Consider the following 23,141-nt stretch of genomic DNA (forward strand, 5'->3'; position numbering starts at 1 on the left):
TTACACAGGATTCATGGAAGGTAACGCGCATTTAACTTGAAATCACCGGATTTTCCGGCCAGCCTATCCTGCAGTTACCAGTTTTTAAGTTTTCGAGTACCACTATGTTCCGCTTTACACGGGCATTCTCTGCCCGATTTTCACCTCAGAAACCTCAAGTCACGCCTGATGTCTGTCTGGCTAATTCTGCCTTGGCAGCGGCTTTGCCCGAACAGGGCCAATTGAACATCCCTGTTGCCAAGCTTGACCCCAAGGACCTTGTGGGCCGCGAAATGATCGAGCGCGGACGCCATTTGGCGCGCCAGGATCGCTGGGATGAATTGTCCGCAGAAATGCGCGCTGCTGATCAGGCGCGCGCAACGGCGCCCGATGGGATGCCAATTGCCGATCTATTGGGTTTTGGCGCTCGATCTGACGTGGTGTTGGCGGCCGAACATGCGCTGTCAGATGGCAAGGCAGTATCCGATTTCGATCTGCTGGGCGGGATTTCGGAACTGGAAACCGAGATGCGCGATCACCCGGACGACCCGATGATCGCCACAATCGTGGCGCTGGCACATATCGATATTGCCTGGGCCTGGCGTGGCAATTCGGCGGATGCGACATTGCCGTCGCTACACAGTTCGCGCTGCGCGGCGCATTTTGATCGTGCCGGCCAAATCCTGCCGGACTGCATGGCCGCCGCACCCGATAGCCCGCTTATCGCAGCCGCCAGATGTGCGCTGCTGGCCGGTCAGCGCAAGGCAACCGCTCGGGTCGCTGAAAAGTATGAGCGCCTGATTGACCTTGATCCGAAAAACCAGCGCCACATGCGCGCGATGGGCAGTCATCTGCTGCCCCGCTGGTTCGGCAGCTATGAGGAGCTTGAACTGCAGGCCCTGCGCAACGCGGCCCGAACACATGATACATGGGGTGCGGGCGGTTACACATGGGTCCAGTTCGATGCCATCGCGATGGACGCCGAAGCTTGCGCGCGCGTTGATATCGATTATTTCCTTGAAGGTCTGCGCGACATTCTGCGGCTGCACCCCGGTCAGCAGATGGTCAATATGCTGTCCGCTTATTGTGCGATCACTGTACAAAACGGGTTGGGTTTGAACGACAAGGCCGATCAGATCCGCAACCAGATGCGCGAGACCGCCAATTGGCTGATCCGCGACCACCTGACCGAGTTGCATCCGCTGATCTGGGCCCATGCAACTGCGGGCTTCAACAATTCGGTTCGCATCAATTCGCCCGAACGATTTGCAGCGCGTGGACAGCGCGATGCGTTGCGCGCCATCGGCGATCTGTTACGGGATGAGCTGGGCAGTGGCAAGAATGTGACCTTCACGCCCACCGGCCTGCAGTTTTCACAACACTGAATCGCGCCTTTCCCCCTTGCCCCTAGGCCCCGCCAGGCCTAATACGCAGGCTTAGACTTCTGCGGAAATGAGGCGCGCCATGCTCGACCTGACATACGAAATGCCCACACCCAAAACCATTGCCGGGGCCAAGCACGACTGGGAACTGGTGATCGGAATGGAGGTGCATGCGCAGGTCTCGTCCAACGCCAAGCTATTTTCGGGCGCGTCGACCCAATTCGGGGCCGAGCCGAACTCGAACGTGGCCTTTGTGGACGCGGCGATGCCGGGGATGCTGCCTGTGATCAATGAATACTGCGTCGAACAGGCGGTGCGCACCGGTCTTGGCCTGAAGGCGGACATCAATCTGAAATCGGCGTTCGACCGCAAGAACTATTTCTACCCTGACCTGCCACAGGGTTATCAGATTTCTCAGCTGTACCACCCCATCGTGGGCGAAGGCGAAGTACTGGTCGAGATGGGGGACGGCACCGCGCGCATGGTCCGCATAGAACGCATCCACATGGAGCAGGACGCGGGCAAATCGATCCACGACATGGACCCGCATATGTCCTTCGTCGACCTGAACCGGACCGGCGTTTGCCTGATGGAGATCGTTTCCCGCCCCGACATCCGTGGCCCCGAAGAGGCCGCCGCCTATATCGCTAAGCTGCGCCAGATCATGCGCTATCTGGGCACCTGTGATGGCAACATGCAAAACGGCAACCTGCGGGCGGACGTGAACGTCTCGATCTGCTTGCCGGGTGCTTATGAGAAGTATCAGGAAACGCAGGACTTCTCGTATCTGGGCACGCGCTGCGAGATCAAGAACATGAACTCGATGCGTTTCATCCAACAGGCGATCGAGGTCGAAGCCCGCCGCCAGATCGCCATCGTCGAAGGTGGTGGCAAAGTCGATCAGGAAACCCGGCTGTACGATCCGGACAAGGGTGAGACCCGCTCGATGAGGTCCAAGGAAGAAGCGCATGACTACCGCTATTTCCCCGACCCCGACCTACTGCCGCTAGAGATTGAGCAAGCATGGGTCGATGACATCGCCGCCAAGCTGCCTGAACTGCCCGACGAGAAAAAAGCGCGATTCATCGAAGCGTTCGGCCTGACTGACTATGACGCCTCCGTCCTGACCGCCGAGGTCGAAAGCGCCGCCTATTTCGAAGAGGTCGTCGGTGGTGTTACTGGGGGCCGCAACGGCAAACTGGCCGCGAACTGGGTCATCAACGAGCTGTTTGGACGCCTGAAAAAAGAAGACCACGACATCACCGACTCGCCGGTTTCCCCCGCGCAGTTAGGTGGGATCATCGACCTGATTTCCTCGGATGCCATCTCGGGCAAGATCGCCAAGGATCTGTTCGAGATCGTCTACACCGAAGGCGGTGACCCGGCGCAGATCGTGGAAGAGCGCGGCATGAAACAGGTCACCGACACGGGCGCCATCGAGGCCGCTTTGGACGAGATCATCGCCGCCAACCCGGCGCAGGTCGAAAAGGCCAAAGTGAACCCAAAATTGGCGGGCTGGTTTGTCGGTCAGGTGATGAAAGCCACCGGGGGCAAAGCCAACCCCAAAGCCGTCAATGAATTGGTCAGCAAAAAACTGGGCGGGTAAGCCCTGCATCACAAGATTGAACGGAGTCAGGACACCCGCTTGACTCCGTTTTCATTTGCGCCCTTTCTTCGGCACCGGAAAGGGTGGCATTATGACAAACAAATTTGACCAGGAACTCGAAACCCGGCTGATGCGCTACACGGCGATTGACAGCCAAAGTGACGAGACCTCACCCTCGACCCCAAGCACCGAAATACAGTTCGATATGCTGCACCTGCTGCGGCAGGAACTGACCGAAATCGGCGCGCAAGATGTTGAACTTACCGACGACAGCGTCGTTGTGGCGACTGTTCCGGGCACCGTCGAAGGGCCGACCGTCGGGTTTCTGGCCCATGTCGATACCGCCCCGCAGTTCAATGCCGCGGGTGTCAAACCGCGCGTCATCAAGGGGTATAACGGTGGAGAAATCAGTTTTCCCGACGATACCGATCTGGTTTTGTCCCCCAAAGAACACCCTTACCTGGCCCAAAAGATCGGCCATGATTTGATCACCGCCTCAGGCACAACGCTTTTAGGAGCAGATGACAAGGCGGGCGTATCGATCCTGATGACCATGGCGCGGCATCTGATCAATAACCCCGACATTCCGCACGGGCCGATCCGCATCGCTTTCACACCGGACGAAGAAATCGGGCGCGGTGTGACCAAGCGATTGCCCAAGGATCTGAAGGCCGATTTCGCCTATACGCTTGACGGGCAGGAGGTGGGCGAGATCGAATATGAAAGCTTCTCGGCTGATCGCGCGGTGATCAAAATCGCAGGTGTGTCGATACACCCCGGTTTGGCCAAGGGCAAGATGGTGAATGCCACCCATCTGGCGGCAAAGATTGTACAGATGCTACCACAGGCCACCATGACGCCAGAGGTGACGGATGGGTGCGAAGGCTTCATCCACATTACCGATATGAATGGCGGCTCATCAGAGATGGAGATCAAGCTGATCCTGCGGGATTTCGAGATGGAGGGTCTTGAGGCCCAGCGCGAGATCGTGCGCCAGATCTGCGCCGCGGTGCAGGCCACCGAACCCCGCGCGACTATTACCTGCGATATCAGCCATCAGTATCGCAACATGCGCTATTGGCTGGAAAAGGACATGACACCCGTTGATCTGGCCCGCGCGGCCTGCCGGGAGCTGGGGATCGAACCCCTCTCTGTTCCGATCCGGGGCGGCACTGACGGCTCGCGCCTGACCGAATTCGGCACGCCCTGCCCCAACCTGTTCACCGGGATGCAGTGTATTCACGGGCCGTTGGAGTGGATATCGGTGCAGGACATGGCACTGGCAACCCAGCTTTGTCTGTCAGTGGTGACCAAAGCGGCACAGGTCGGCGGCAACATGCGGAGCTAAATCTCGCCGATCCCGCAACGGTGCTTTCGCCCGGGGATCAGCATGTTAAGTTGGCGCGAATATGGTTTAGGAACAGTTGATGCAGCGCTACGAATACAAGGTCATACCCGCCCCGCAAAAAGGTGTCAAAGCCAAGGGTGTGAAAACGTCCGAGGGCCGGTTCGCCGCCTCGGTCGAGCAGGTGTTGAACCAGATGGGCCGGGACGGCTGGGAGTATCAGCGCGCGGAACTTCTGCCCAGCGAGGAACGCTCGGGCCTGACCGGATCGACAACGAACTGGCGCAATGTGCTGGTGTTTCGGCGGACCTTGGCACAAGACGTACCTGAAGCTGAGACTGCGCCTCCGGTCGTCGCACCAACCCCAAGCGAAACGCCCGAAGGCGTACCGCTGGCGCAACCGGTACCCGGACCGGATTCGGTTCAGGCCCCTGAGCCCATCGCCGAAGAGGCGGACGAGCCGCCATTGACGTTAAAGGACAATGAAAAAGTCGCAGCCAAACCAGATTCTTGAAATGCGACTACAGTCTAATGCCTTCTATCGCGATGCGTCGTGTACTATCAGAAACCTCGCATTGAAGCGGTTGAGTACGATTGGATCATCCAAGCCACTCTCTGACACGGGGATCGTGGGGTTTTGCCAGAAAGACAATCGCAAAGCGCCTCGTATCCTATCAGCATATTCGCCCGGTGGTGGTTTCATTGATCTGCCCCCAAGTGACGGACTCGGGTTCAAACGCACCTGCCAATTGGGCACGGTAATTCACTGAAAAGTCGTTACCTCGTTCAAACACATTGAGCCTAAGGTGCAACGGTTCAATATCCGCGAATCCGAGAGAGACCGCCAATTCGACATGCCCGAGATATGGCACAAAATGCGGTCCAAACGCACAGCCGAACAACCGCGTCTTCATCAGTACTTGCACCCGCGTTTGCGCAGCGACGCTTCTTTTCTTAGCCGTAGATTGGAAAATATCAGGCGAAGTCGTACCGATTCGAAACTGGCCAAATTCGCCTAGGTTTGACTGATCCTCCAACCTCACGGGTCGAAACCCCGCTCGACACGGAAGCTTGGTATCGGATGATCGAACGGGCTCCAAGCTGACAACAATATAGTCGCTTTCGGTAAACTCGACGACCCAGGCGCCAAACGCCAAAGTGCGATCTGGAAACAACCCCATCAAAATCAACACCGCACCTGCCAAGGCAGCAAAACGGGTTCTCATCACAACCCCTCAACCGTGGACACTTGGACATGGACATCAATGTCAAAATCCATGGGTACTTTCACCTCTGAGCCTTGTTCAAGGAAATAGATATCTCTGAGCTTTAGCGAAGCCTTCAAATATCCGCTAACGTATTCCTCTAAAGGATCTTCGCCGGAACCCCCTAAAAATCTCGAGGTTCTACTGTATGTGATCTGCACCTGACCACTATGTTCATGCCCAACAAAGTTTCTCTCCTGTACAGTATACCTCCCAATCTCACCCGAAAACGTGTAAACAAGCCCTACGAACTCCGGGAAGCCAAGATGTTCACACAATTACAATTCGGTACGCAGATTGACGCCCTGTTCGGTATCTCGTTCGTTCTTTGAAAAAGATCTTTGCAAGATTCGCGGGTTTTCTTCGTCAGCACCTGCATTTTGTTGACCATCTCCACCTCGACTGACCTGCGGCCTTACGGAGCGCTCAGGTTGTATCTGCCCTAAGAAACGCGAAACGTCCTTACCACTTATGTCCAAGGCATGCGTCACATCGATCTTTGCCGGTCTCGAAAGACTATTGCAGGAATAAGCTCCTTGGGGGTCGAACGCCTCTAGCTGAATGTCCTTGTGACTGACCCAAAGGTCAAACATATGGCCTTCGGCGTGGGCCTGCACGCCTTGGCAAAGGAAACAAACGGATATGATAGAACCCAGTTTGCATCGTAGAACCGGGATCAGACGCCGACTACGCTTGATCTGCACGTCAGAAAACCTCAGACTCCAATATCCAAAGCCAATGCGTGAATACGCGGCACGACATCCCCCAACGCCTTGTGCACAGCCCGATGCCGCGCAACACGGGATTGACCCTCGAATGCTGCGGCGCGGATGCGGACGTTGAAATGGCTCTCGCCCCCTTCTTGAAAGCCCGCATGGCCGCGGTGGCTTTCGCTGTCGTCGATCACCTCCAACTCTTGCGGGTCAAAAGCGGCTTGCAGGCGGGCTCGGATGTCGTCGGTTATGCTCAATTTTGCGCTCAGCGGCAAAAAACTTGCCGCCCCCCTCTTCTACTTTCGGCAGCTTAGACTAAACTGCTGCCTCCGAGTCGAAAAGATGCGTTCGTGAGGATAAAGCATGGCGAAATCAGACCCCTTTGGATTCGATATGTCCGTTTCCAGCGCCAAGAAGAAGAACCCGCGCGGGCGTCGGGGCATGTCGGGTGCGTCTGAAACCTCGGTGCGAATCTGCGACCATCCCGGATGTCAGGAGCCGGGAAAGTACCGCGCGCCCAAGGCCCCGGATGTGTTGGATGATTTCTACTGGTTCTGCCAGCAACACGTGCGTGAATATAACCAGAAATGGAATTTCTTCGACGGCACCACCGAGGCCGAGTTGAATGCGCAACGCTCGAAGGACAAGGTATGGGAACGCGAAACCAAGCCTATGGGCGACCCCGAAGCCCGCGCCTGGGCCCGTTTGGGCATTGAGGACCCGCATCAGGTTCTGGGCGCAAACAGCACCCAGAACAAAGGCCGCACTTCGGGCAGCGGCGGTCGTCGCCTGCCGCCCACCGAACGTCGCGCCATTGAAATCCTTGAGGCCAATGACAGCTGGTCCAAGGCGGAAGTGCGCAAAGCCTATAAAAAGCTGATCAAGGTCCTGCACCCTGACATGAATGGCGGCGACCGGTCTCAGGAGGAACAGCTGCAAGAGGTGGTCTGGGCCTGGGATCAGATCAAGGACAGTAGGAACTTTAAGTGATGTCGTGCGCGAAAGAGCCGCGCAGGACGTCCGCTAACATCAAGGCCAGTGCAGGACTATCTCGGTTGCTACCTCTGACAACGACAGGGTCTGGAAAAACACTTTAAATCCCCGGATAGTGCTGGGGATTTGAATATTGGATTTACCGGGTCGTTTTTATGCGCACATCACTGATTGTTTTGTCACTTTCGCTGATTGGCGTAGGTGCCGCCTCATTTTGGCCGACACCAAGCAACGGGCCGTTTCTGATCGCCCTCCTCAGCGTTGCCGCCAGCCTGAGCCTGGTGGTCCGCGCCTGGCTGGGCCGCCGCAAGAGGGCAAGCAACTGGGCCATCGTGGACGGGTCCAACGTAATGCACTGGAAAGATGGCAAGCCTGATCTGGCCACCTTGAAGGAGGTTATTTCGGCCCTGACCGAAGCAGGGCTGAAACCCGGCGTCGTTTTTGATGCCAATGCCGGATACAAGATCATCGGGCACTACATGAATGATCGGGCTTTTGCGCGCGTTCTGAAACTGCCCGTCAATCGGGTGATGATTGCCCCCAAAGGCACCCCTGCCGATCCGCTGATCCTGCGCGCCGCTCGGGAGAACAGAGCCCGCATTGTGACCAACGACCAGTTTCGAGATTGGCTTGAGGACTATCCAGAATTTCGCGATCCAAGCACCGCCATTCGGGGTGGTTTCAAGCAGGGAAAGCTCTGGCTGTCCCTGAACCCCTTGTAACCTGTTGCGCTTACGCCGACCTCCAACCACAGGAAATTCACGGGACGCGCCGTAGTCCTGAACCTGTTACAAACCCTTGCTACGGCCTGTGCTCATGGGCCAAGAACCGCGCCCATATCCGAACATGACCTGTGACAACGGAATTCGATATGGAACCCCTCATTTATCACGTTCATACGATTGCTCTTTGTATCGCCCTGGGCTCGGCTCTGTTGCTGAGCGGATATCTTACGCTGAACCTGCGCCTACCGCAGCTTGGCCTGTGGCCCAGTGCCAGCGGATGGCGGCATCACACGGCCTTTGGCCTGTTTCGTCTGTTCTGCGGTGCAACGGTTGTGTTTGCGCTGTCCGAGGTCTGGGTGAACGGCTGGGGTCATTGGATCCGTTATGTGCTGGGTCTGCCGATCATGGTGATGTCCTTTGGCATAACGCTTTGGGGCTACCGGTTCCTGGGGCTCGATAACACCTATTGCGAAAGCGACGGGCTGGTGACCGGCGGCATGTATGCCTATTCGCGCAACCCGCAATACGTCACCTCGGTTCTGGCAACGATTGGCTTGGGTATCGCCAGCGGGTCGTGGCTGACCCTCGGCCTGGCCGCCATTCTGTTCGTGATCTATTTTCTGTTCGTTCTGAACGAAGAACGTTGGCTGCTGCAGGGCTATGGCCGCGCCTTCCGCGATTATATGCATCAGACCCCGCGTTTCGTCGATGAACGCAGCCTGATCCGGATGCGTGACGCCATTCTGGATTAAGCGTGGTTCTGCCCGCCATAAGGCCAGTTTGAAAGAAAGATCCTGTCAGCCATTTCAACGCGCGGCTTTCCCTTGCCCTTGTCTGCAATATGTTGCACCACACACGGGTTCAAACCCGGAGAACGGGCCAAAGGATAAGGACAAGGCGCATGGCTGACGGATCGATCGACATCAACGCAAAACCAACCGAAGAGATTTCGGTTCGTGAAGTGTTCGGCATTGATAGCGATATGGCGGTCAAAGGGTTTGCTGAAACAAGCGACCGCGTCCCTGCAATCGACCCCACCTACAAGTTCGATCCGGAAACCACGCTGGCGATCTTGGCAGGCTTCACCCATAACCGCCGCGTGATGATCCAAGGCTATCACGGCACCGGCAAATCGACCCATATCGAACAGGTCGCGGCGCGTCTGAACTGGCCCGCTGTGCGTGTGAACCTGGACAGCCATATCAGCCGGATTGACCTGATTGGTAAGGATGCGATCAAACTGCGCGACGGCAAGCAGGTCACCGAATTCCACGAAGGCATCCTGCCCTGGGCCCTGCGCAACCCGGTTGCCATCGTATTCGACGAATATGATGCGGGCCGTGCGGACGTGATGTTCGTGATTCAGCGCGTGCTGGAACATGACGGCAAGCTGACCCTGTTGGACCAGAACGAGATCATCACGCCGAACCCCAACTTCCGCCTGTTCGCCACCGCGAACACAGTTGGTCTGGGCGACACGACTGGCCTGTACCATGGTACGCAGCAGATCAACCAGGCGCAGATGGACCGCTGGTCGCTGGTCTCGACCCTGAACTACCTGAGCCATGATGCAGAAACGATGATCGTTCTGTCCAAAGCGCCGCTGTACAATACTGCCGAGGGCCGCAAGACCGTCAGCCAGATGGTTACCGTTGCCGACCTGACCCGGACCGCTTTCATGAACGGTGACCTGAGCACCGTTATGAGCCCGCGGACCGTGATCAACTGGGCCCAGAACGCCGAGATTTTCCGCGATGTCGGCTACGCCTTCCGTCTGTCCTTCCTGAACAAATGCGACGAGCTGGAGCGCCAGACCGTGGCCGAGTTCTATCAGCGCTGCTTTGACGAGGAACTGCCGGAAAGCGCGGCGAGCGCCAGCCTGGGGTGACGGTGGACCGCCATGCGTATCGGATTGATTGGCGGGATTGGTGTTGCTGCAACGGTGGTTTACTATCAGCGGCTGAGTGCGGCGATGGCGGCGCGTGGAAAGCCGATGGAATTGACCATCGTGCATGCAGATGTGCAGGAATTGATCCGCAACAATCTGACGGACAAACGGGATGCACAGGCGCGAGTCTACGCAGGGCTCATTGATCGCCTGAAGGCGGCAGGTGCGGATTGTGCAGCAATCACATCGCTGGGTGGGCATTTCTGCTATGATGAAACCGTGCCGTTGTCTTCGTTGCCCCTTATTTCGGCTGTAAAGCCTCTGGATGCGCATTTCGCCTCGCAGGGGTTTGGCACTGTTGGGCTGCTGGGAACGCGTGTTGTGATGCAGACCAAACTTTATGGTCAGCTTAGGCAAACCCGGGCGGTTGCGTTGGAAGATGAGATCGAAGTGCTGGGACAAACCTATCAGGATATGGCGGTTGCCGGGGTTTGCTCGGATCAGGATCGCGCGCTGTTTCTGGACGCAGGTCGCCGTATGGTGGATGATTTGAATGCCGACGCCATCGTTTTGGCCGGGACAGATCTGAACCTTGCCTTTGACAGGCGAGATCCCGGCTATAGAGTTGTTGATGCACTGGATGTCCACGTGGACGTGCTGGCGTGTCTGGCAAGTGATGAAATGACGCTTGAAGAAGCAGGGGCGGACAGATGAGTAAACCAAACAACAATCCTGCTGATCCGTTCAAGAAGGCTCTCGCCGAGGCCACCAAGGTGATGGCCGACGATCCCGAACTGTCGGTAAGCTATACGGTCGACCCGTCGGGCCTGTCGGGTGAGTCGATGCGACTGCCTCAGGTGTCGCGACGGATGACGCGCGAGGAGGTTCTATTGGCGCGTGGCACAGCGGATGCACTGGCCTTGCAACGCCGCTATCATGACGACGCGACCCATAACCGCTATGCCCCTCCGGGCGATATGGCGCGGGACCTCTATGAGGCGATGGAAACCGCTCGGTGCGAAGCGATGGGTGCACGGGACATGCCCGGCACCGCATCCAATATCGATGTCAAGATCGGGCATGAAGCGTTGCGGCGGGGCTATGATCAGTGCAAGCAACCGGCCGAGGCGCCGTTGTCCGTGGCGGCGGGCTATCTGATCCGTCATCTGGCGACTGGGCGCGACCTGCCCCCTGCCGCCGAGAATGTCATGAACCTGTGGCGCGGTTTCATCGAGGAACAGGCCGGTGGCGTGCTGGAGAACCTTGACGAGGTGCTCTCGGATCAGGCCGAATTCGCTAAGTTCGCGCGACAGATGATCAAGGATCTGGGCTACGGCGACCAGCTGGGCGACGACCCGGATGAGCTGGATGACGAACAGGAAGATCAGGCCGAGGAAGACGCCGAAGAACAGCCCGATCCGGACAGCACCGGGCAGGATGATCAGGACGAACAAGACGCTGACGCCACGCCTGAGCAGACGCAGGAAGAACAGCAGGACCAGTCTCAGGCACAGGTCTCGATGGACGAGATGGCCGACGAAGAGATGTCGGATGAGGCCGAGATGCCAGATGGCGAAGCCCCGCTGGAGCCCCCTGCCCCTCCACCCGCGTCCGAGGCGGACCCGGACTACAAGGTCTATCTGAACACGCATGACGAAGAGATTGCCGCCGAGGACCTGGCCGAACCGGCCGAACTGGAACGGCTGCGCGCCTATCTGGATCAACAGCTGGATCAGTTGAAAGGCGCGGTTAGCCGACTGGCCAATAAGCTGCAGCGCCGTTTGCAGGCGCAACAGAACAGATCGTGGGAGTTTGACCGCGAAGAGGGTATTCTGGATGCTGGCCGTCTGGCCCGCGTGGTTGCAAACCCCACGACCCCGCTAAGCTTCAAGGTCGAAAAGGACACTGAGTTCCGCGATACGGTTGTGACGCTGCTGCTGGACAATTCTGGTTCAATGCGCGGACGCCCGATTTCGATCGCGGCGGTCTGTGCGGATGTTTTGGCCCGGACGCTGGAACGCTGCAATGTGAAGGTCGAGATTCTGGGCTTTACCACCCGGGCATGGAAAGGCGGGCAGGCGCGCGAGGCCTGGCTGAACGATGGCCGCCCGCAGCAACCGGGCCGTCTGAACGACCTGCGCCATATCGTCTACAAAGGTGCTGATGCGCCCTGGCGGCGCGCCCGTGCCAATCTGGGCCTGATGATGAAAGAAGGTCTGCTGAAGGAAAACATCGACGGTGAGGCGCTGGAATGGGCCCATCGCCGCATGCTGGCCCGGCGCGAGCAGCGCAAGATCTTGATGGTGATCTCGGATGGTGCACCGGTCGATGATTCAACGCTCAGCGTGAACCCGGCGAATTATCTGGAGAAACACCTGCGCGATGTAATCGCCATGGTGGAAAAACGCAAGATGGTCGAATTGCTGGCCATCGGTATCGGCCATGACGTGACCCGCTACTACGACCGCGCGGTGACCATTACCGATGTCGAGCAACTGGCCGGTGCGATGACTGAACAGCTGGCGGCACTGTTTGACAGCGACCCGCGTGCCCGTGCCCGCGTCATGGGGATGAAGAAGGCCAGCTAGGTTCGCTGCGCCTGAGGCGTCCTGAGGCCTGATAGAAACCGAAGAACGGCCTGCGCGAAATGTCGGCTTGGTTTTGGAGGGCGGGCAGCGCTGTTGCGCAACCGGTAGCGTGCGGGTTGGTAGCGCAGGAGAGCTGTGTCAAAGGGCGGCATCATGTTGCGATCTCCTAATGTTGATTGTCATTTTGCCACCCAGCTAAGCTGAGCGCTTGAAGGCCGCATTGAGAAATCCCTAAGAAACCTTTGGGATTGCCTTTGGCGCTTGTGAGACCGCCCAAAACCGGATGTAGTGATCCCATGCGCTACGAATTTGCAGATTGTGTTCTGGACGTGGATCGCCACGTCCTGACCCGCCAGGGCGAGGCAGTGCCTGTTGAACCGCAGGTCTTTGATCTGCTGAAATTGTTGGCCGAACACCCCGGCAAACTGGTGGCGCGGGATGAGATCATCGAGCGGGTCTGGAACGGGCGTTTTGTATCGGAATCCACCATCAGCGCCCGTGTGGCCGCCGCGCGGCGGGCCGTTGGCGATGATGGCAAGGCACAACGGATCATCCGCACAATCGTGCGGCGCGGGCTTCAACTGGCGGCAGATGTCAGATGTGACGGCGATCCTGAGCACGCCGTTGCACAACAAGAGCATACGCAAAGACTGCGCTACGCGCATGGTAAGGACGGATTGGTTGTTCCGTATACTCTCAACGGCGAAGGGCTTCCGGTGCTTCGCATCGGCTCGGTTATCCATGATCTGGAAGCAGAGTGGCGCTTGGCCTCTGAACGGAAGCGTCTGACAGATATGGCAAGCCGTTTCCACCTGCTGCGGTACAACAAGGATCACAGCGTAAGCTCGAACGAAGATCATCGGGCAGTCTTCGACCACAGACTAAATGAAATTCTGACCGTGGCGGATGCCGTGGGTTTCGATCGTTTCTCGATCATAGGAGAGTTTGGCGGCGCTTTTCCTGCCATCCACTTTGCGACGCGTCATCCGGATCGTGTTAGCAAGCTGGTTATTGCTGGCGGATGGGCAGAAGGGCGCAATCATCGTGTAGATAGCGAAAAACCAGACTCGATCAAAACACTGATTTCCGAAGGTTGGCACACGCCAGGAGGTGGCTATGCAATCGGCTCTACGCTTAGCTATTTCCCGGATGGACCACTGGATGATGTACGCCACATGGTGACAGAGATGCAATCGCTGTACTCGCGCGAGCAAAAACTACACTACCGTGACATCGGCAACAGCATGACGGCACTAGATCTGTTGCCTCAGGTAAGATGCCCCACCCTGATTCTACACGGCCGCCACACAACTGTTCATCCCTTGTCCGAAGCGCGCAAGTTAGCAGCGGGAATACCTGATGCATCGCTCGTCATTCTGGAGACTGCTAACCAGCTTCCACTGCCCAGCAACGACGCGTACAGGGATTATATCAAGGCGATTGATGATTTTTTGACCTCAGATACCTAACAGAACTGTCCCACGCTGGACATTTCCTTCGACAGATCGCAGGTTTCAGCGCAAATCGACCGATGCAAGAGGCCCTCATGTTTCAGAGTTTTAAAGTCACTGCGCGCCCTGAACAGGGACCTCCAAGATTGGCCGCGCTGCGGGCAAAATTGGAACGGGCAGGGCTGGATGGATTTCTGATCCCGCGTGCGGATGCTCATCAAGGGGAGTACGTGGCCCCACGTGACGAACGTCTGGCCTGGTTGACAGGCTTCACAGGCTCGGCGGGGTTTTGCGTGGCATTGCGGGATGAGGCTGGTGTGTTCATCGATGGGCGATATCGCACACAGGTCAAGGCGCAGGTCGCGGATGTTTATACGCCGGTCCCCTGGCCCGATGTCAGCCTGAGTACCTGGGTCAAAAAGCAACTGCCCCAAGGCGGCAAGATTGGTTTTGATCCCTGGCTACACGCGGCGGGGCAAATCTCTGCGGCGGAAAAGGAGTTTGAGGGCAGCGGCATTGAGCTGGTGCGCACTGACAATCTGGTCGATCGGATATGGCAGGATCAGCCCGCCCCACCAATGAACCCGGTCAAAGCCCACCCGATAGAGTTTGCGGGAGAAGCAGCCAGCGACAAGATCACACGATTGGCAAAAAGCATAGAAGACGCAGGGTGTACGGCAGCGCTGATCACACTACCGGACTCGATCATGTGGCTGCTGAACATTCGCGGCTCTGACATCGGTTACAACCCTGTCGCCCATGGCTTCGCGATTTTGCACGCCACAGGTCAGGTGGATTTGTTCATGGCCGCCCGGAAACTTGTCGAGGTACGCGATCATTTGGGAGATCAGGTCTCGGTCCACGATCCTGCAGATTTTCTGAATGCGGTTCAGCAACTGGACGGGCGCGTACAGGTCGACGCGGCCACCGTGCCGCAGATCGTGGCAGATGCGCTGGGCGACAAGATGGTCGATGGTGGAGATCCCTGCGCCCTACCGAAGGCCTGCAAAAACGCCGCTGAGATTGAGGGCAGCGCCGAGGCGCATCTGCGCGATGCGGTTGCCGTCGTCGAAACCCTGTGTTGGCTGGATGCGCAACAGCCCGGCAGCGTGACCGAAACGCAAGTTGTGACCCGGTTGGAAGATAACCGGCGCAAGGACAATGCGCTCCAGGATATCTCATTCGATACGATTTCAGGCACCGGCCCGAATGGGGCCATCATGCACTACCGAGTGACCGACGAGACCGACAGTCTGCTGCAGAACGGCCACCTGCTGGTGCTAGACAGCGGTGGGCAATATCTGGACGGCACCACCGATATCACGCGGACCATCGCCATTGGTGCGGTGGGGGATGAAGAAAAAGCCTGCTTCACCCGTGTTCTGAAAGGCATGATCGGCCTTTCGATGCTGCGCTGGCCCGTTGGTTTGGCCGGGCGCGACATTGAATGTATCGCGCGCGCGCCTCTTTGGCAGGCCGGGCAGGATTTCAATCACGGAGTCGGCCATGGTGTGGGCGCATATCTCAGCGTCCACGAAGGCCCACAGCGCCTGTCTCGCGTCAGCCACGTGCCCCTGAAACCCGGCATGATCCTGTCCAACGAACCGGGATATTACCGTGAAGGAGCGTTTGGCATCCGTATCGAAAATCTGGTCGTCGTCGAAGATGCCCCAGCCCTGCCCGGTGGTGATGAGGAACGCGCGATGCTGCAGTGGCGCACTCTGACCTATGTGCCTTTTGATCGTCGGCTGATCGTGGTGGACATGCTGACCGCCGCCGAGCGCATCTGGCTAAACGCCTATCACCGCGACGTTGCGGAAAAAATCCGGCCAAGACTGGGCCCTGACGCTCAACTGTGGTTGGATGCCGCAACCGTGCCGGTCTGACACCGGACTGTTACATAAAACGGGCAGAGGAGAGCCCCACGCGACGCTGAAGGGAAGGCAAGGAATGACAGAGATCACAATCGAGAAAGCTGATGGCAAATGGAGCGTCCGCTCTGGCGGTGCCATTCTGGGTGAAACAAACACTGCTCTGGTTTTGCTGGAAGGTGATCTGGAACCCGTGATCTATTTTCCGCGTTCCGATATCGCGATGGCCTTTCTGGACCAAACCGACAAGGTCACGCATTGCCCGCATAAAGGGGATGCGACCCATTTCTCGATCGTCAACAAATCCTCGGTCACAGAAAACGCCGCCTGGAGCTATGAAAGCCCGATCCCTGGTGTGGCGCAGATCAAGGGCTACATCGCCTTCTATCCGGTTGAGTCGGTTAAGGTAGAGCAAATCTGACAGTTTAGTGCACTGTCCGACTGATCTACGCACAGATTTGATACCGGGTTAATCCGGTTCGAAGCTCAAAATATCGCCTGGCTGGCAGTCCAAATATCTGCAGATAGCCTCAAGCGTTGAGAACCTGACACCCTTGATTTTGCCGGACTTGATCAACGACAAGTTGGTCTCGGATAAGCCGATTGCCGCAGCCAACTCACGCGAGGAGACCTTGCGCTTAACAAGCATCAGGTCGAGATTTACCTGAATAGCCATGGTGCCCCCTAGAGAAAATGCTTGTTTTCGTCTTCGGCCTGCCAGGCGCGTTGTAACGTTTGGGATATCGCAAGCAACACCACACCCGTGATCGCAAAAACAATATCAAGGTCGAGCGGCGCCCAACTAAAATCAAAGCCTTCGGTTGATTCCAATCCGATTACGATCAGATGCGGCATGACGAGAGTTATTACGTTGTAGCCGATCCAAAATCCGATCAATCCCCACGCCATATGGCGCAGGTTTCGTCCAAGATCCCGAAAATCCTGTTCTGGCCCCCCGTTGAGCACAAGCCATGCACCGCGAAAGGCGCCAGCAAGGGACATCAGCGCCATCAGGGTTAAAATCAGACCGACAACCAGCGTCCAGAATGGAGGCGAAGTGTCTTGTTCGGGAAAGTCGAACATATCCCAAACCAGGCCGTGAATCCCCAACATCTCACCAATCCAGACGAATCCAAACAAAAGGAAGTAACAGCTCAGACTAAGCGCCATGGCGGCTTTTGCGAAAAAAGTCATCGATCCTCCTGCAGTAGCAAGCGTTCTTTAGCGCAAATCATCAAATCAATAAATCCTTACTTCACGTAATTTAAATAAAACATAAAATAATTGTTGATTTATTGAGATCGAAACCCTAACTCACCTTCCGAACAATTCAGACCAAACAAAAGGACGAAGACTAATGAAAATGACGAACGCATATGGGTTGATGGCACTTGGACTAACCCTAACCGCATGCGCTGATGCCAATGACTCACTGATCGTTGACGGACAACGAAACCCAAACTTCCAATCAGATCTCGCAGCTTGCGAGCAGGTGTCTTTGCAAAAAGAGAAATCCAACGACTCTGCCATCACTGGTGCCATAGTGGGCGGGCTTGTTGGTGCTGCCGAAGCTGATAGCGGCGATGCGCTTGCAGGGCTGGGGGTTGGCGCAGCTGTCGGAGGGCTGTTGGGAACGGCAGAGGACTCTAGCGAGCTAGATAGTGCGAGAAAGAGTATTGTCTTTAACTGCATGCGCGGTCGAGGACACAATGTTGTCGGCTAGTCCAAGACGCACCCGCCGCTGGCGCCTTGGAAAGTATGCTGCCGTGATGGCAGCATTGGCGGCCGTCGTGCTGTCTGGTTGTACCCAGATTTCAGTTTTGGCGTGGAACCAGGTCCCGATGACTGAGTTCCGCGTCGAAGGCACAAAACTGTTTATGCAAGGAGCGATCAACTCCAAAACGCTTAAGCAATTCGAGGAAATCTATGCCCAACACCCTGACATCGAGACCCTGGTTGAACTTGATGTGCCGGGCTCACTGGATGACGATACCATGATCGCATTGGCCTACCGAGTGCGCGAACTAGGCCTCAACACGCATCTCACATCATCCAGTCTCATCCACTCGGGTGGGGTTGATCTTTTTCTGGCAGGTGTCAGAAGAACTATGGATGACGGGGCAGAGATTGGCGTACACGCATGGTCAGATGGTGCAAAAGAAGCATCCAACTACCCGCGCGGCGCACCTGAACACGAGCAAAACCGACTTTATGTCGAACGCATGCTCGGGCATGACGCATTCTACTGGTTCACAGTCTACGCCGCCCCGGCTGACGACATTCACAAGATGTCAAAATCCGAGATCCGCAAATACGGATTGCTAACTGAGTAGTACGCTTAGAATCTCGACTTCAGGAGAGAGCACGCCCTTCGTTGGGATGCAGGGGTCGCTCCTAGATTATGCCGAATTATTCAAATGCGATGTGTTTGGATGGGGCTGCGATTCGCGAAACGAAAGGCTCACACCCCAATCACGACGCTGTTGAATGAAAGTGAGTACAACTGAAGGCATACTATGCATGTACGACCTAGGAGGATGCTATGTCAGTTTCACGCCGCAGCTTTGTTGGGGGGCTGGGTCTTAGCGCGTTGGCACCGCGCGTGCTTTGGGCACAACAGGACCCGGTGCTGGTGGCGCTGCGCAGCACGCTTTATTCCGGTCGAACCGAGTTTGAGGCGCAGATGGCCTATCTGACGCAGCGCGGGAAACCTGATGTGGTGCCTGCTTTGCTGACCGCCATGCGATACGGGGATCGGCGGCGGGATGAAATTTCAGAGGTGATGGAAACCCTCAGCGGTCAGAAGCTCGGAACGGGCTGGTTTGATTGGATGCTCTGGCAAGAGCGGAACCCACAACTGATCCCGCACCCATCGCTGATCCCCTTCAAACGTGAGGTTCTGTTGGGGATCGACCAGAATTTTGATCTGTTCCTCCGGCCCGAATACCTGGCACGCGACCGGATGAAGATCCGACTGGAAGAAATCGCCTGGGGTGGGGTCTACAAAGACGGCATCCCTTCACTGGACAATCCAACGCTTATCTCTGCCTCAGACGCCAGCTACCTCAAAGGAGATGATCTAGTCTTTGGCGTCTCGATCAACCGGGATGTACGCGCCTATCCGCTGCGGATCATGGGGTGGCATGAAATGTTCAACGAAGTGATCGGAGGTGTTCCGGTCGCACTTGCCTATTGCACCCTGTGCGGGTCTGGCATTCTGTTTGAAACGCAGGTTTCGGGGCGGCGCAAACCGTTTGTCTTTGGTTCCTCTGGCTTCCTCTACCGGTCGAACAAACTGATGTTTGACCGCGAAACACACTCGCTGTGGAATCAATATACCGGCAAACCCGTGGTCGGCCCGTTGGTCGACAGCGGGATCGAATTGAAACAGCGACCCGTTGTGATCACGACCTGGGACAATTGGAAGACTTCGCACCCTGGTACCCGCGTACTGTCGCTGGATACCGGACATCGCCGCAACTATGGGTCTGGCGTGGTCTACCGTGAGTATTTCGCCTCGCCCGAGTTGATGTTCCCCGCACAGGTCGATCAGTCCCAACACCGGCAAAAGGACTACATTTTTACGATCCGCCAGTTCGGCGCTGCGCGTGCATGGCCACTGGATGCGTTCAGCCGTACCCGTGTGATCAATGATGCAATTGCGAACCGCCCTCTGGTTCTGATCGGAAACCCGGATCGCCGGACCGTGCGGGCTTATGAGCGAGCGGGGCACAGGTTCACAGCCTCTGACGGCGGGCTAGTGGACGAAAGCGGTCGCAAATGGACCCTGTCCGAAGAGATGTTGACCGGGCCAGATGGCGCGAAGCTACCGCGCGTCGCCGGGCATATCTCTTATTGGTTTGCCTGGGATAACTATCTGGGTGACGCTGCCAGCGTTTACGATGGCTAGGAATGTTCCTCGGCCGCAGTGGCCGCCAACGCCCTGTTATAAGCCTTGAGCGCATCGACATGATAGAGCGCACCAATGGGGGTTTCTGAGCCGTCTTCTTCCAACAAGATCACCGGAATACAGGGAATGTCTTCCCGGTCAAAATAGGGCATGGCGGCTTCCAGTGTGGCGCTGGCTTTGACGCAGAGGCCCCGCGCGATCAGTTCCTGCGCCTCATCCGCGGTAATCGAGCGTGCGTCGCCGATTGGCCGCATCACTGCCCCGGTGCGTAGCATGGCAAGCAGATAGGCTTGCGGGCCAGCGGCCAGATGCACATTTCGGCGCTCCAACTGGGTCAGGAAGAAAGACCGGTCCACCAAACGAGATGCCAGTGCTGTCGACATCGAGACTGAAACCATCACGGCCAGACCGATCTGCCAGTCTCCGGTCAGTTCAAACACAATGAGTGTGGTTGAAATCGGCGCACCCAGTACCGCAGCCGCAACCGCTCCCATCCCCGCAAAAGCATAAAGCGTATGGGTCCCCGAGACATCCGGCAGCAATCCCGTTGCAATCAAACCAAAGGCCAACCCGGTCAACGCCCCGATCATCAGCGAGGGCGAAAACACCCCGCCCCCCATGCGGCCGCCCATGGTGATGGCCACCGCGATGGTCTTGACCACGGCCAGCAGGATCGCGGTGGTCAGAACCAGATCACCCGTCAACGCGCGGATCGTGGTTTCATAGCCGACGCCAATAATATGCGGAAACCAGATGGCCAAAAGGCCCAGCATCGCCCCCGACACCGCCGGGCGCAGCCATCCCGGCAAAGACAGACGGTTCTGTACATGGGTGCCGATGTCTTCGGCAAAGAAGATCGAACGCATCAATACCAAAGCGACGAGCCCGCAGATCAGGCCAAGGATCAGAAAGGCAGGCAGTTCCACATAAAACTTCAGGGACCCAGGCGTATCCAGCGCGAATTGAGTCACATCCCCATAGGCCAGCCGGTTGATCACCGTTCCCGCGACCGAGGCAATGACGATGGGCGCAAAGGCGTGAACCGCGAAATGGCGCAGCACGACCTCAAGCGCGAACAAGGCCCCCGCAATGGGCGCGTTGAAACTGGCCGAGACAGCAGCCGCAACAGCGCATCCCAACAGATCCCTGCCCGTGATCCCATCCGCGTGAATACGGTTGCTGACCCAAGTCGAGATCACCCCTGCCATATGCACAACTGGCCCTTCCCGGCCGGTCGAACCGCCAGAGCTGAGCGTGATCAGTGAGGCGAAGAAGGACGCGATACCCGCCTTCACCTCGACGCGACCATCGGTGACAGCAGACCCTTCGATCACATCCGCGACCGACCGAACACGGCCGTCATGGGTGAACCGGTTCAGGATCACGCCAACCAGTAAACCGCCCAGGATCGGGATGATCAGAACCATGTACCACGGTAGTTTCTCGGCATGGCTGTGCAGCAGCAGGATGTTATCTGTGTCGTACAGATAGGCCTGTAAAAACTGGATCGCCTTGCGGAACCCCAGGGCCATGAACCCTGCGGCAATACCGATCACCAACGCGATGAACCAGAACTGTATCTGACTGGGCCCGCGTCGGCGCATCACCCAAAAGGCATCCTTGATCGCGGCGATGGCCTGATTCAGTTGATTGCGCAGTACAGTGTAGGTTGATTGAGTCATCTGCCTTCGGGGCTCGTCGCTTACCCCTTAGTAAGCCAAGGGGCGGTCATATAAAAGTATGGCAAGGCAAAGAAAGCAGCACCGATCCATCACGCTTGCAGCAAGGCACGCGCTGCGGCCCGTGCTTCGTCGGTGATCGTATCGCCCGAAACCATCCGGGCGATTTCATCCACGCGGTCACTTTCGGCCAGCGGAACAACGGTAGACAGCGTCTGCCCGTCGCTGACCTGTTTCTGCACCCGCCAGTGATGCGCTGCCCGCGCGGCCACCTGAGGAGAATGGGTCACGACCAGCACCTGCCCCCCCTGCGCCAACGCCGCCAACCGGCGGCCAACCGCATCGGCGGTTGCGCCCCCGACACCCCGGTCAATCTCATCAAAGATCATGGTCCGCGCGCTGTCATCGCCGGATAGGCAGACCTTGAGCGCCAGCAGAAAGCGGCTGAGCTCGCCCCCCGAAGCGATCTTGTTCAACGGACCTGACGGCGCGCCGGGATTGGTCGCGACTGTAAAGGCAACCGCATCGATGCCCTCGGGGCCCGGATCCGCCGGGGTGATTTCGGTCTGGAACACGGCGCGTTCCATCTTGAGCGGCGCAAGCTCGGCCATCACCGCTGCATCCAGTTGACCAGCAGCTTTCTGACGGACTGCGCTCAGGGCTGCAGCCGCGGCATCATAGGCCGCCTGCGCGGCCTCAACCGATGCGCGCTGATCCGCCAGATCCGCATCACCCGCATCCAGACGGCCCAGACGATCCCGCAGAGTATCCGCAAAGGCCCCAAGGTCATCCGGGGCGACATCATGCTTTCTGGCTAATGCGCGGATCGCAAACAGACGTTCCTCAGCCGCTTCCAGCTCGGCCGGATTGAAATCCAGCGCTTGCAGGCAGGTGTTCACGCCATCTTGTGCTTCGCCTAGCTCGATCAGCGCGCGGCCCAATGCACCGATTGGCCCTTCCAACTGTCCGCCTGCATTGTCAGAGACACCTTCCAACCAGCGCATCGCATCCGACATCGCCCGTTCGGCGCCTTCGCCGCCCAGCAAATCAAAAGCTCGGGCAACATCATCGCGGATGCGTTCAGCCCCCTGCATCATACGACGACGGGCGTCCAATTCAGCATCCTCACCCGGTTGCGGGTCCAGCTTGTCCAGTTCGGCAACGGAGTGACGCAGAAACTCTTCCTCGGCCCGCATAGCAGCCAGCGCCGCTTCGGTTTCGGCCAGGGCTTTGCGACTGCGTGACATTTCGGACCAGGCCTGCCGCACTGCGGTCAGTTGCTCCGAAACGTTAGCGTAGTCATCAAGCAGCAGGCGATGCCCCCGCGGGTTCAACAATCCGCGATCATCATGCTGGCCGTGAAGCTCAATCAAGGTTTCAGACAAGGCGCGCAGAACCTCACCCGAACAACGCCTGTCATTGACCCAGGCGGTCTTGCGACCCTCGGCCGTGTTGACGCGGCGCAGGATCAACTCTTCCCCGCCCGGCAGTCCAGCCTCGGCCAAAACCTCGTGCGCGGGGTGATCTTCAGGCAGTTCGAATTCGGCCACGACCTCACCTTGCGCCGCGCCCTGCCGGACCAGTTCGGCACGACCGCGCCACCCCAGAACAAACCCCAACGAATCCAAAAGGATCGACTTGCCAGCCCCGGTCTCACCGGTCAACGCATTCAATCCCGGCTGGAAGGTCAATTCCAGCCGGTCGATGATCAGCATGTCACGGATATCTAAGGCGCGCAGCATCGGG

21 protein-coding genes are annotated in these 23,141 nt (G+C 57.6%); 16 read left to right on the top strand and 5 right to left on the bottom strand.

Annotated features, from left to right (window positions below; all coding sequences use genetic code 11):
• Window positions 1-104 precede the first annotated feature (104 nt).
• The 4 genes from AC2FFE_RS03120 to AC2FFE_RS03135 all read left to right on the top strand — a co-directional run bounded on the left by AC2FFE_RS03120 (window position 105) and on the right by AC2FFE_RS03135 (window position 4,826).
• The gene (locus AC2FFE_RS03120) at window positions 105-1,364 is read left to right on the top strand and encodes a hypothetical protein (protein WP_496845807.1); all 1,260 of its coding nucleotides are present in this window, start codon (window positions 105-107) and stop codon (window positions 1,362-1,364) included.
• Between the two features lie 79 nt (window positions 1,365-1,443).
• Window positions 1,444-2,967, top strand: coding sequence for an Asp-tRNA(Asn)/Glu-tRNA(Gln) amidotransferase subunit GatB (gene gatB / locus AC2FFE_RS03125; protein WP_496845808.1), 1,524 nt, complete (start codon window positions 1,444-1,446; stop codon window positions 2,965-2,967).
• Between the two features lie 91 nt (window positions 2,968-3,058).
• Window positions 3,059-4,315 carry a peptidase T gene (gene pepT / locus AC2FFE_RS03130; protein ID WP_496845809.1) on the top strand — a complete coding sequence of 419 codons (1,257 nt, stop codon included), beginning with the start codon at window positions 3,059-3,061 and terminating at the stop codon, window positions 4,313-4,315.
• Window positions 4,316-4,394: 79 nt separating this feature from the next.
• Window positions 4,395-4,826 (top strand): DUF4177 domain-containing protein, encoded by a 432-nt coding sequence (locus AC2FFE_RS03135; RefSeq protein WP_496845810.1) that lies wholly within the window; start codon window positions 4,395-4,397, stop codon window positions 4,824-4,826.
• Between the two features lie 1,466 nt (window positions 4,827-6,292).
• On the opposite strand, the gene AC2FFE_RS03140 is transcribed toward AC2FFE_RS03135, so the two are convergent.
• Window positions 6,293-6,547: a BolA family protein gene (locus AC2FFE_RS03140; RefSeq protein WP_496845811.1), complete on the bottom strand. Its 255-nt coding sequence runs from the start codon at window positions 6,545-6,547 to the stop codon at window positions 6,293-6,295.
• A gap of 106 nt (window positions 6,548-6,653) precedes the next feature.
• Here AC2FFE_RS03140 and AC2FFE_RS03145 point away from each other — a divergent pair, with 106 nt between their 5' ends.
• The 9 genes from AC2FFE_RS03145 to AC2FFE_RS03185 all read left to right on the top strand — a co-directional run bounded on the left by AC2FFE_RS03145 (window position 6,654) and on the right by AC2FFE_RS03185 (window position 16,227).
• Window positions 6,654-7,280 carry a J domain-containing protein gene (locus tag AC2FFE_RS03145; RefSeq protein WP_496845812.1) on the top strand — a complete coding sequence of 209 codons (627 nt, stop codon included), beginning with the start codon at window positions 6,654-6,656 and terminating at the stop codon, window positions 7,278-7,280.
• Between the two features lie 158 nt (window positions 7,281-7,438).
• Complete coding sequence (locus AC2FFE_RS03150; protein ID WP_496845813.1) at window positions 7,439-8,005, top strand: NYN domain-containing protein; 567 nt, start codon at window positions 7,439-7,441, stop codon at window positions 8,003-8,005.
• A 149-nt stretch (window positions 8,006-8,154) separates the two neighbouring features.
• Complete coding sequence (locus AC2FFE_RS03155; RefSeq protein WP_496845814.1) at window positions 8,155-8,760, top strand: methyltransferase family protein; 606 nt, start codon at window positions 8,155-8,157, stop codon at window positions 8,758-8,760.
• A 149-nt stretch (window positions 8,761-8,909) separates the two neighbouring features.
• The gene (gene cobS / locus AC2FFE_RS03160) at window positions 8,910-9,896 is read left to right on the top strand and encodes a cobaltochelatase subunit CobS (RefSeq protein WP_496845815.1); all 987 of its coding nucleotides are present in this window, start codon (window positions 8,910-8,912) and stop codon (window positions 9,894-9,896) included.
• A gap of 12 nt (window positions 9,897-9,908) precedes the next feature.
• The gene (locus AC2FFE_RS03165; RefSeq protein ID WP_496845816.1) at window positions 9,909-10,610 is read left to right on the top strand and encodes an aspartate/glutamate racemase family protein; all 702 of its coding nucleotides are present in this window, start codon (window positions 9,909-9,911) and stop codon (window positions 10,608-10,610) included.
• The gene (gene cobT / locus AC2FFE_RS03170; RefSeq protein WP_496845817.1) at window positions 10,607-12,484 is read left to right on the top strand and encodes a cobaltochelatase subunit CobT; all 1,878 of its coding nucleotides are present in this window, start codon (window positions 10,607-10,609) and stop codon (window positions 12,482-12,484) included. The genes AC2FFE_RS03165 and cobT overlap by 4 nt, the downstream gene beginning before the upstream one ends.
• 296 nt (window positions 12,485-12,780) lie before the next feature.
• Entirely contained in the window at window positions 12,781-13,953 is a 1,173-nt protein-coding gene (locus AC2FFE_RS03175; RefSeq protein WP_496819355.1) for an alpha/beta hydrolase, read from the top strand.
• Between the two features lie 77 nt (window positions 13,954-14,030).
• Complete coding sequence (locus AC2FFE_RS03180; RefSeq protein ID WP_496819356.1) at window positions 14,031-15,821, top strand: aminopeptidase P family protein; 1,791 nt, start codon at window positions 14,031-14,033, stop codon at window positions 15,819-15,821.
• 64 nt (window positions 15,822-15,885) lie between these two features.
• The gene (locus AC2FFE_RS03185) at window positions 15,886-16,227 is read left to right on the top strand and encodes a DUF427 domain-containing protein (protein ID WP_496819357.1); all 342 of its coding nucleotides are present in this window, start codon (window positions 15,886-15,888) and stop codon (window positions 16,225-16,227) included.
• Window positions 16,228-16,275: 48 nt separating this feature from the next.
• On the opposite strand, the gene AC2FFE_RS03190 is transcribed toward AC2FFE_RS03185, so the two are convergent.
• On the bottom strand, window positions 16,276-16,482 hold the full coding sequence (locus AC2FFE_RS03190; protein ID WP_480540708.1) for a helix-turn-helix domain-containing protein: 207 nt from the start codon (window positions 16,480-16,482) through the stop codon (window positions 16,276-16,278).
• Window positions 16,483-16,490: 8 nt separating this feature from the next.
• Complete coding sequence (locus AC2FFE_RS03195; protein ID WP_496819358.1) at window positions 16,491-17,000, bottom strand: hypothetical protein; 510 nt, start codon at window positions 16,998-17,000, stop codon at window positions 16,491-16,493.
• Window positions 17,001-17,163: 163 nt separating this feature from the next.
• Here AC2FFE_RS03195 and AC2FFE_RS03200 point away from each other — a divergent pair, with 163 nt between their 5' ends.
• From AC2FFE_RS03200 to AC2FFE_RS03210, 3 genes are all read left to right on the top strand, one after another.
• Complete coding sequence (locus tag AC2FFE_RS03200; protein WP_496819359.1) at window positions 17,164-17,529, top strand: YMGG-like glycine zipper-containing protein; 366 nt, start codon at window positions 17,164-17,166, stop codon at window positions 17,527-17,529.
• A 46-nt stretch (window positions 17,530-17,575) separates the two neighbouring features.
• Window positions 17,576-18,139, top strand: coding sequence for a hypothetical protein (locus AC2FFE_RS03205; RefSeq protein WP_496819360.1), 564 nt, complete (start codon window positions 17,576-17,578; stop codon window positions 18,137-18,139).
• A 209-nt stretch (window positions 18,140-18,348) separates the two neighbouring features.
• Window positions 18,349-19,716, top strand: a complete 1,368-nt coding sequence (locus AC2FFE_RS03210) for a DUF3179 domain-containing protein (protein WP_496819361.1) — start codon at window positions 18,349-18,351, stop codon at window positions 19,714-19,716.
• Here the strand turns inward: AC2FFE_RS03210 and AC2FFE_RS03215 are convergent.
• Together AC2FFE_RS03215 and recN are read right to left on the bottom strand one after the other, a co-directional pair.
• Window positions 19,713-21,398: a chloride channel protein gene (locus tag AC2FFE_RS03215; protein ID WP_496819362.1), complete on the bottom strand. Its 1,686-nt coding sequence runs from the start codon at window positions 21,396-21,398 to the stop codon at window positions 19,713-19,715. The genes AC2FFE_RS03210 and AC2FFE_RS03215 overlap by 4 nt on opposite strands.
• An 89-nt stretch (window positions 21,399-21,487) precedes the next feature.
• A complete protein-coding gene (gene recN, locus AC2FFE_RS03220; protein ID WP_496819363.1) occupies window positions 21,488-23,137 on the bottom strand; it encodes a DNA repair protein RecN in 1,650 nt (549 codons plus the stop codon).
• Window positions 23,138-23,141 lie beyond the last annotated feature (4 nt).

The sequence above is a fragment of the Ruegeria sp. YTSA168 genome, from assembly GCF_059610045.1.

Bases quoted from the DNA above. Each gene is read 5' to 3' on its own strand.
- AC2FFE_RS03120 (WP_496845807.1), top strand. From the start codon at position 105: ATGTTCCGCTTTACACGGGCATTCTCTGCCCGATTTTCACCTCAGAAA.
- gatB (WP_496845808.1), top strand. From the start codon at position 1,444: ATGCTCGACCTGACATACGAAATGCCCACACCCAAAACCATTGCCGGG.
- pepT (WP_496845809.1), top strand. From the start codon at position 3,059: ATGACAAACAAATTTGACCAGGAACTCGAAACCCGGCTGATGCGCTAC.
- AC2FFE_RS03135 (WP_496845810.1), top strand. From the start codon at position 4,395: ATGCAGCGCTACGAATACAAGGTCATACCCGCCCCGCAAAAAGGTGTC.
- AC2FFE_RS03145 (WP_496845812.1), top strand. From the start codon at position 6,654: ATGGCGAAATCAGACCCCTTTGGATTCGATATGTCCGTTTCCAGCGCC.
- AC2FFE_RS03150 (WP_496845813.1), top strand. From the start codon at position 7,439: ATGCGCACATCACTGATTGTTTTGTCACTTTCGCTGATTGGCGTAGGT.
- AC2FFE_RS03155 (WP_496845814.1), top strand. From the start codon at position 8,155: ATGGAACCCCTCATTTATCACGTTCATACGATTGCTCTTTGTATCGCC.
- cobS (WP_496845815.1), top strand. From the start codon at position 8,910: ATGGCTGACGGATCGATCGACATCAACGCAAAACCAACCGAAGAGATT.
- AC2FFE_RS03165 (WP_496845816.1), top strand. From the start codon at position 9,909: ATGCGTATCGGATTGATTGGCGGGATTGGTGTTGCTGCAACGGTGGTT.
- cobT (WP_496845817.1), top strand. From the start codon at position 10,607: ATGAGTAAACCAAACAACAATCCTGCTGATCCGTTCAAGAAGGCTCTC.
- AC2FFE_RS03175 (WP_496819355.1), top strand. From the start codon at position 12,781: ATGCGCTACGAATTTGCAGATTGTGTTCTGGACGTGGATCGCCACGTC.
- AC2FFE_RS03180 (WP_496819356.1), top strand. From the start codon at position 14,031: ATGTTTCAGAGTTTTAAAGTCACTGCGCGCCCTGAACAGGGACCTCCA.
- AC2FFE_RS03185 (WP_496819357.1), top strand. From the start codon at position 15,886: ATGACAGAGATCACAATCGAGAAAGCTGATGGCAAATGGAGCGTCCGC.
- AC2FFE_RS03190 (WP_480540708.1), bottom strand. From the start codon at position 16,482: ATGGCTATTCAGGTAAATCTCGACCTGATGCTTGTTAAGCGCAAGGTC.
- AC2FFE_RS03195 (WP_496819358.1), bottom strand. From the start codon at position 17,000: ATGACTTTTTTCGCAAAAGCCGCCATGGCGCTTAGTCTGAGCTGTTAC.
- AC2FFE_RS03200 (WP_496819359.1), top strand. From the start codon at position 17,164: ATGAAAATGACGAACGCATATGGGTTGATGGCACTTGGACTAACCCTA.
- AC2FFE_RS03205 (WP_496819360.1), top strand. From the start codon at position 17,576: ATGGCAGCATTGGCGGCCGTCGTGCTGTCTGGTTGTACCCAGATTTCA.
- AC2FFE_RS03210 (WP_496819361.1), top strand. From the start codon at position 18,349: ATGTCAGTTTCACGCCGCAGCTTTGTTGGGGGGCTGGGTCTTAGCGCG.
- AC2FFE_RS03215 (WP_496819362.1), bottom strand. From the start codon at position 21,398: ATGACTCAATCAACCTACACTGTACTGCGCAATCAACTGAATCAGGCC.
- recN (WP_496819363.1), bottom strand. From the start codon at position 23,137: ATGCTGCGCGCCTTAGATATCCGTGACATGCTGATCATCGACCGGCTG.